The organism is Allobosea massiliensis (assembly GCF_042655245.1).
GTDB lineage: Bacteria > Pseudomonadota > Alphaproteobacteria > Rhizobiales > Beijerinckiaceae > Allobosea > Allobosea massiliensis.
Window position 1 is genome coordinate 1 of record NZ_JBHSLU010000006.1, and the last position, 8377, is coordinate 8377.

Consider the following 8377-nt stretch of genomic DNA (forward strand, 5'->3'; position numbering starts at 1 on the left):
ATCGGGGATCTCTCGGTTCAGGGTTGGCGTTCACAACCCAAACCTAACCGGCAATCGCCGGTGACCACCGTCAGCTACACCACGCTATGGGACACGACCACCGTTCGGCGCTGATCAGGCAATCTTCAGCACTCTGAAGGGCAGATCGTCGTCCGGACCAATTGGCTATTCTCCCATTGAGCCAGTAACTGCGTCCGTTCATTCCGACTCGATGGCGATCGCGGAGAACGCATTTTGCGCCGGCAGCAGTCAATGGCCATCGGACTATTCTTCCGATGGACGGGCGCACATGGTACGCTGTGCGTACGCTCTGCACCGCACATTTACTTCGTCAGAGTGGTATGGCGCGGCGGCGGTCTTTGCAGGCCAGGCCTGCGAGCGACTCGGGCACGTAAGGCTTTGTGCAGCAGGTCGTCGATTTGGCTCTGGCGCGCCCGGATGCTGTCAGGCCGTTGCCGAGATAGGCTGGGATCACGCAGGCCCCACGAGGCAGGTCGTCTAGCGAGCTTTGCAGGGTTCGGCGACGATACGATAGCTGACGTCGGCGAGGAGCCCTTGCGGGTCAATGACCTTGAGCTTGCAGCCCGCCACAGGTGAGACGATGTGGACACGGCGTGCCCCTGTTGTCGGAGCCTGCGAAGACCGCGGTCTTGCGATCGAACGAAACAAGCCAAGTTGCATGCCAGACCACACTGAGGTTGAATTCGACGCGGCCATAGCAGGAGAAGCCGAAGCCCGTGAGGGCCTGCCGGCGGAAAAGGGCGCGGCTGATGGCATCAGTGAGCCTGCTTTTGTGGTGGACAAGGACGGGCTTCTCCCTAAGCTACAGTACTTCCGTTACGATGATGATGGCCCGGCAGCTGGCTTGTTGCGCGGCACGACGGGCTTCGGACGAACAGCCGTGCATGCCACTTGGACGTGATAAGGTGCGGCGGTGACGCCTCGTACATCGCCGCGCTTGTTGAAGGCCCACGTCATCACGGGCACCGCTCGACGTCGCTGACGAACCGGGTTCAGAAGCTCATTCTCATCGAGCCGCTGCAGGCGTAGCTGCGCGAACTCGCCGACGCGCTGCTGTCGAAGCGACTGCACAGCACCGCGTTCGGCGTCAGCTTGTACTCGCAGCCTGCCGCCACCAGCCCGATGTCGCGGTCCTGCCGCGCGCCGGCGACCACGAAACCGGCTCCCGGCACGCCCGTCAGCGTCGCGGCGAAGGTCATGTCGCGCAGATAGTCGTGCCCCCAGCCAATTTTCGTGAACAGGGTCGAGCGGCGCCCGCTGAAGCTAGTTACCATCGTCGCCGACATGCCCAGTTCCAAGCGGATCGCGGTGTTGGTCCGGCCACGCCATTCACGCCCGCTCCCTACCCGTCATCGCATTGCTCTCGTTGAGGTCTGGCGTCCGGACGCTCTGGATCTGCAGCTCGGCGAAGGAGGGCGAACGCGAAGCCGTTGCTGCCGAACAGGTCATTGGCCGCCTGCAGCCGTCCACACAGAACCTCCGCCAGATAGTCGGCCGCCAGCCCCCGCCCAAGAACGGCGATGGAGCGGCACGTCTCGATCTGCATCGAGCCATAGGAGGCTTGAGCGCCCAGACGAAGCGCCCCGATCTGGGTCGATCCGCAGAGGCCGGCCTGGGAGGGGTCGGCGTTCGTCATGCCCCAGCCGTAGGTGATTTCGCATTTGGCAAAGCCGCCACGCGTCGCGTTGCAATTGGTCCGGCCGGAAGCGCCGAATGTCGCCGCCCAGACATTATAGTTCGGCTCGACTGCAATCCGGGCTTAGGGCGCGGGGACCAGCCCCTTCCGACCCGGCAGATCAGCCGTGTATGATCTGGCCCCGCCGCCCATCAGTGACCCGTCGCGCCCGATCGCGAAGGGATCGAGCATCACGCGCCAGGAATTGGGCTGAGACGCGCAGGCCCGCCGCGCTGGTCGCGGTGTGGACTTTGCCCGACAGCGTGTTGACGGCTGCGGCCAGAGCCTCGCGCGTCGACTGGTTGTAGACGGAAAAGAGCGACTACACATCCGCCCCGGCTGCGACGGCCCGGTCGAGACCCAAGGCCACAGCAGTGATGTTGCGCGTCTGGGTCAGGCCCAGAACCGGAGCCTTCTGGGCAGCCACAGTGTTGGCCGTCGCCGCCGCAACAGCTGTGGTGACCAACGGCGCAGCCGTGAGAGTCACGGCGGCACTGTTGCCTGCTATGCTCACGGCTGAGCTGACACCGACACCGAAACCCGCATCCGTGGTGATCGTCGCAAAGCTTCCGATCACGCCCCCGGTCGCAGTCAGGAAGGTGTAAGGCGAGCCGAACTGATAGGTGCCCCCCAGAGCTACGAGTTGCAGAGTGCCAGCGATGGTCGCTGTTCCGCCGACCGTGATCTTGTCGACCGTCGCTCCCTGGATCTCGATCACCGTGGTCGAGCCGGCATTTAGGGTCAGGTTGCCGGCAACGTTGACGTGCCGATCGAATTGCCAGGCGAGAGTTTTGCGCCGGCTTAACTGTCAGATTCGGGATCGCGGCATTGCCTGCGAGCACGGCGCCATCGGCAATGACCACGCCTGATGTGTTGGCGATCGAGCCGTTCACGATCAGCCGGCCGGCATTGACGATCATCTGCCCGCGATAGAGTTCACGCCGGTCAGCGTCAGTTCGCCGAGGCCATTCTTGGTCAGGCCGCCCTGGATCGCCTCGGTTACCGGAGCAGTTGTCGTGATGTCGGTTCCCGCTACCTCGAATTTCGTCGTGTTCTAGGCGATCTCGACCGGCGTCGCGTTGTCGACGCCATCGGTCAGGCTGATGGTCGAACTGGCCGTGCTGTCGCTGGGCGTTGAATTCTCCCTGAAAGTGGGCGCCGAGAATTCCCTGGCTGGCGTCCTTGCCTGAAGCTGCGGGGCGCGCCCCGCAGCTTCAGGCTTTCCACCTGTCGCGGAGGATGCCCGCCGTGGAACGGTAGGGGGGCGGCGGTGGTCCAGCTTGGAGAACTGATGATGATCTTGGATATTCACCGCCAGGGACTGTCCGTGACGGCGATCGCGCGTCGCACGGGGCGTGGTCCCAAGACGATCCGCAAATACATCGAGCGAGGCCTGGAGCTGCCGGCTTACGGGCCCCGCCAGGTTGGCCGGCCCAACAAGATTACGCCCTATCTCGATTATGTGCGTGAGCGGATCGCGGCCTTCCCCAAACTGACGGCGACGCGCCTGACGCGGGTGTTGCGGGAGCGCGGCTACAACGGCGCCTATACGGCCGTGAAGCGGTTCGTGGCGGCGATCCGCCCGAGCGACGGCCCCAACCTTCGAGGTTCGCTTCGAAACGCCTCCCGGCCATCAGGCCCAGGTCGACTTCGCTCGCTTCGTCACGGTGTTCGACGATGAGCCCGGCATCGCCCGGATCATCTGGCTGTTCTCGATGGTGCTGGGCCATTCCCGGCACATCATCGCCCGCTTCGGTCTGCATCAGGATCTGCAGACGCTGCTGCGTTGCCATATGGCCGCGTTTGCCGCGATCGGCGGCGTGCCGATCGAGATCCTCTACGACCGCATGAAGACGGCGGTGGCGGATGAGGATGAGCAGGGCCACATCATCTACAATCGGCCGCTCCTTGCGCTGGCCAGGCATTACGGCTTCCATCCGCGCGCCTGACGGCCCTATCGGGCCAAGACGACGGGCAAAGTCGAGCGGGACAGAGGCTTCATTGATCGCTGGGTCGAGGACGACGGGCACTATCGCTCGATCAATGTGACATATGTGATGGCGCGCAAGGCGCATTCTCCGAGAGCTTAGCGTATGCAAGTGCGCTGACGGGCAGGATTCTAGCGGCCGACCGAGGAGCTCTCATTTTGGTGCGAGCGCTGTCAAGACTGATCCAATAAAGAACCTGAGCGCCGAGCTTGAGGCCCAATCCTTACGCCCTGCCTGAGTGGATGACGCTGGCGAATGGATTTCATCATCAATTCTTGGCAATGTTAATCGTACCGTTAAATAGATTTGATGAACTATGCTATTGATTCCTGCGAGTTCAAAAGTTGTCCTTGTCAGATATTCAATCACATTATTTCCAAGCATCAAATCACCCTCTTGCAATACGACGATTCAAATGCTATATAATCTAAATACGTTTTGACACACGTGAATGCATACGAGTAAGATGTATGAAGATTCAATTTAATCGTATCGTTACAGAATCGGCTGACGTATATAAATACTATATTCTAAATGTAAAACGCTTAGATTTCATAGATGATCATGACATCCCTTGAATGTAAATCAGCGGAGCGCTGGCGACAGATGGGGGCTTAAATCTTACTCTCACAGCCGAAGGTGTAGCTGAAGAATCAAACCCAAAATGGTCTAGCTCGTCAATTACGAATCTGCAGATAATGAATAACCTTGAATTTAAAGGGTGACCCCAGGGTTGGCACACCCGATCCTGAGGCTCGTCGAATATTCATTGCTGAGCTAGTGCGTGTCCGGAACCTTCTTAGCGAAGGTATTGAGCGACTGACTTCTAACATTGAAGAGCCCCAACTCAGCAGCACATCATCGGCCCCATGATTGAAATTGACCCGCTTCAATGGTCTAATCCCGCTTTCGGCGGATCAAGCAGCTCATGAACCATTCTCTGGTATCGATGGACGAGAGGTATCTCAGCACCGAATGGCAGTGTGGCGGGCTCTAGAAGCCTCCGATGAAGTACAAGACCGCCATCCAAACCCTTTCGCTCATGCGAACGCGGTTTCGGTCGAGTAACTCGCATTCCGGGGTCGTGGAGAAGCTCTCGCAAGTGGCATCATCGTATGCGTCGCCGACGAAGCCGTCGACGGCCTGACGCTCGCGTGCTTGCAGCGGTCACCGAAAGCTAGCTACGTGTATTTGGCGGACCGCATCGACTGTCGCAACACCGGCATAATTCCGCGGGGCGAGGCGCCGATCGAGAATCCCGATCGGTGTTTTCCATCCTAGAGCGTTTCCGTCGATCGTTCAATCGATTGTGATGCGACGATTTTGGGGCGAGCTGATTCAACCTCCTTGTTGAAGGAGGTGCTGGATGGCGCGAGCTCTGAGCGACTATCTTGGGATGCGTGTTTTAAAGGCGTCGACGGACGGCCTGTCGGCGCGACAGGCTGCGGCCCGGTGCGGCGTCGGGGTCTCGACAGCGATTCGGTGGGTTGCCCGGTCCAGGACAGGCGAGCGGACGGCCCGTCCGCAAGGGCGGCGGCGCGGCTCGAGCCTCGACGCGCATGAAGCCTTCATCGTCGGGCTGATCGAGGAGCGCCAGGACATCACCCTGCACGAGACGGCGGCACGGCTCCTGGCCGAGCGCACCGTCTCCATCCGTCGCAGCGCGCTGAGCGCCTGGCTTCGCGCGCGGGGCTGGACGTTCAAAAAAGTCCGCCCATGCGCTGGAGAAGGAGCGGCCCGATGTCCTGAAGCGGCGCCGCGACTGGTTCGAGGCCCAGCCCGAACTCGATCCGGGACTGTCAGGAAATCCATGTGCGGGCGGCGGGTTGAACATCAGGCCGCCATGGCCCTGGTGAAGCGCTCGCCGAAGATGACGGCGAACTGAGCTTTGGCCATAACCCATTCATGGGGCCCCATCTTCCAATCCTTTTCCGAGCGGTTCAAGACGAGGAAGAGGACCTTCATCACGGCCTCGTCGGTCGGGAAGTGGCCCCGGGTGCGCACGGCTCGGCGCAGCTTGGCGTTCAGCGCCTCGATCGCGTTGGTGGCGTAAAGGATGCGACGGACGTCGGCCGGGAAAGGGTAGGCACGACCTCGCTCCATGCCCGTCGCCAGCTCTGGGCCATCGCCGGATAGCGGCGACCCCAATGCCCCTCCTCGAAGGTACTGAGCGCCGCTTCGCCGGCGGCAGCATCGATGGCGCGGTAGATGCCCTTCAGCGCCCCGGCGACCGCCTTCCTGCCCTGTAGGAGACGAAGTCCAGGCTGTGGCGCAGCAGATGAACGATGCAGGTCTGAACCACGGCCTCGGGAAAGACGGCTCTGATTGCGTCAGGGAAACCCTTCAGACTATCGACGACGGCTAGCAGAAGGTCCTCGACGCCGCGATTGCGAAGCTCGTTCATGACCCGCAACCAGAACTTCGCGCCCTCGTTTTGCTCCAGCCAGAGGCAAAGGATCTCCTTGGCGCCGTCGGCGCGGACGCCGAGGGCAATATGGACGGCTTTGTTGCGGACGACGCCCTCGTCGCGGATCTTGACGCGCAGGGCATCGAAGAAGACCAGCGGATAGACCGGCTACAGCGGCCTTGCCTGCCAGGCCGCGATCTCGTCGAGCACGGCATCGGTGACGGCGCTGATCAGATCGGGCGAGATCTCGATCCCATAGAGCTCGAGCAGATGCCCCGACGATCTCGCGGGCGCTCATGCCCCGGGCATACATCGAGACGATCTTGTCGTCGAAGTCAGGGAAGCGGCGCTGATACTGGGCGATCAGCTGCGGATCGAACGTCGCCTGCCGATCGCGCGGAATCTCCAGCTCGATCCGACCAGTGTCGGTCGTCACCGTCTTGCGGCCGTAGCCGTTGCGGCTGTTGCCGGCCTCGTCGGCTGACAGATGGTGATCCATCTCGGCGTTCAGGGCCCGCTCAGCGAAGGCCTTCTTCAGATCGTCGAGCACCCCATTGGGGTCGAAAGCCGTCTTGGGATCGACGCCGGCCAGCAACTGGTCCAGAAGCGCGTCAGGAATGCGGGGGGCTTTGCGTCATGCCATCGGGAACCTCCATCGGATCCATTATGGCCGCCCGCACACGGAAATCCTGACAGTCCCACGCGCGGCTGGCGCCGCTCATGTACACGGCGTCAGTCCAGACCCTCCAACAAGGCCTGAAGCTGGACAGGCGTCGAACGATAGCATGGGCGAGAGCAGGCCGTTGGGACTTGCCATCCTCCAGCCTCTTGGAGGACAGGCCGACGCCGGTTCCATCGAAACAGGCCAGCTTTATCCGTTCGGCGCGCCGCGCCCGAACACATAAATCGTGCCGGAGAACGGATCGGCGCCCATGCTCTCACGAACCAACGCCACCAAGACCCTCCGCGCCCTTGCGGAAGTCGATGGCTTCGTCGCGATCATGACGCGGCCCGCTCCGGTCGACCGAAATGGCATCGACCTTCCCAACATCAAGGCCAACGTCGCAAAGCTTTCCCGACGCCGTGCCATTGGGAAGGCCGCCTTAACCAAAAGCCGCCCATCAAAAAGCTGAAAAGGCCGACATCGAACGGTTAAATTCAGGGTGATCTTGGGCGCACCATTAGCGATTTGGTCCGATGAATGGGTGCACGTGGGCGCACCATTGGAATATTGGTCGGATGAACCGGCGCTCACGGGCGCACCATCGGGAACCAGCTCCGATGAAGGCGCGATTTGAGTCGCTATACGACGGCGGACCCTACTCTAACCAGCGCTAAGCGAATTTGACGTCGTCCTGACCTATGCCTCACAAGCGACCGTTTCAGCTGTCCTCCGAACCTATATGGAGCTCGCCCCCCGGCCGGCATCGCGCGACGTTCGTCAGATCAGCACCCTTGGCCTTCCGCCCTCAGCGGTCTGGACCAGGCCCCCGTCACCAACGCGTAGGAGAAGCCACCATGAAGCTGACATCGTCCTCCATCCGTACCGCCTCGCAGTCGCCCCCGGAGACGTTGCGCGAGCGCCTGCTCGCCTTGCGTGAAGGCAGCCGTTTCCTGGAAGCCGTGAAGTTTGACTTAATCTAACCGTCCGGCCAGCGCTTGTAATCGAGTTCGCTGGCCGGGCTTCGATTAATTTAGACTTCGACAATGTATCGAGGGTTGAATTCTTTACACTCGCGCTCACCTGCGCGCGCACCGTGGTGGGCGACGGGATATCCTGCGGGATTGGCGAATATAGTCGTCTCACCAACCTTGTATAAATGGTGATGGTGGTCGTGCCCATGTATCCAGACTTTCGGCTGATACTTCTCGATAACCTCAGATAGATCTGACGCGTAGCACGCGGACAACGGTTCACCGCGGTACATGGGCACGACCGATTCAGGATGGGGTGCGTGGTGGGTCACCACTATGGTTGGGCCATCGTGAGGGATAGCGAGCTCTCCCTCGATGAAGGCACGATCCACTTTGTGGAGGCCTTGGATGTAATGCGGCCTGACCGTGCGGGTTTTCCCGTCGATGGTGACCTTGATCCTCCTGTAATCGTTCATGCCTCGCAGAGCGGCCTTACGATCAGTAACAGGCCGGCGGTTGAGGTTGAAATCTGTCCAAAGCGTAGCACCAATGGGTCGTGTCCCATAGCGTGGTGTAGCTGACGGTGGTCACCGGCGATTGCCGGTTAGGTTTGGGTTGTGAACGCCAACCCTGAACCGAGAGATCCCCGAT

5 protein-coding genes and 4 pseudogenes are annotated in these 8377 nt (G+C 61.1%); 5 read left to right on the forward strand and 4 right to left on the reverse strand.

From position 1 onward, the window contains the following. The first annotated feature begins 679 nt into the window (after positions 1–679). Positions 680–922 carry a hypothetical protein gene (locus tag ACFPN9_RS03090; RefSeq protein WP_377815309.1) on the forward strand — a complete coding sequence of 81 codons (243 nt, stop codon included), beginning with the start codon at positions 680–682 and terminating at the stop codon, positions 920–922. A gap of 91 nt (positions 923–1013) precedes the next feature. On the opposite strand, the pseudogene ACFPN9_RS03095 reads toward ACFPN9_RS03090, so the two are convergent. The 3 genes and pseudogenes from ACFPN9_RS03095 to ACFPN9_RS03105 form a co-directional block, all read right to left on the reverse strand. Then, positions 1014–1337 (reverse strand): annotated as a pseudogene (locus ACFPN9_RS03095) (autotransporter domain-containing protein); the annotation flags it as partial. A 26-nt stretch (positions 1338–1363) separates the two neighbouring features. Further along, on the reverse strand, positions 1364–1657 hold the full coding sequence (locus tag ACFPN9_RS03100) for a hypothetical protein (protein WP_068074970.1): 294 nt from the start codon (positions 1655–1657) through the stop codon (positions 1364–1366). 361 nt (positions 1658–2018) lie between these two features. Beyond that, on the reverse strand, positions 2019–2414 hold the full coding sequence (locus ACFPN9_RS03105) for a hypothetical protein (RefSeq protein WP_377815312.1): 396 nt from the start codon (positions 2412–2414) through the stop codon (positions 2019–2021). Between the two features lie 552 nt (positions 2415–2966). Here ACFPN9_RS03105 and istA point away from each other — a divergent pair. Next, positions 2967–3642: pseudogene (istA, locus tag ACFPN9_RS03110) on the forward strand (IS21 family transposase); the annotation flags it as partial. Positions 3643–5050: 1408 nt separating this feature from the next. Next, a pseudogene (locus ACFPN9_RS03115) lies at positions 5051–5477 on the forward strand (helix-turn-helix domain-containing protein); the annotation flags it as partial. 40 nt (positions 5478–5517) lie between these two features. On the opposite strand, the pseudogene ACFPN9_RS03120 reads toward ACFPN9_RS03115, so the two are convergent. Further along, positions 5518–6710: pseudogene (locus tag ACFPN9_RS03120) on the reverse strand (IS256 family transposase). A gap of 313 nt (positions 6711–7023) precedes the next feature. Here ACFPN9_RS03120 and ACFPN9_RS03125 point away from each other — a divergent pair. Next, positions 7024–7224 carry a hypothetical protein gene (locus tag ACFPN9_RS03125; protein WP_377815314.1) on the forward strand — a complete coding sequence of 67 codons (201 nt, stop codon included), beginning with the start codon at positions 7024–7026 and terminating at the stop codon, positions 7222–7224. Between the two features lie 385 nt (positions 7225–7609). Beyond that, positions 7610–7735, forward strand: coding sequence for a hypothetical protein (locus ACFPN9_RS03130; protein ID WP_377815316.1), 126 nt, complete (start codon positions 7610–7612; stop codon positions 7733–7735). Positions 7736–8377 lie beyond the last annotated feature (642 nt).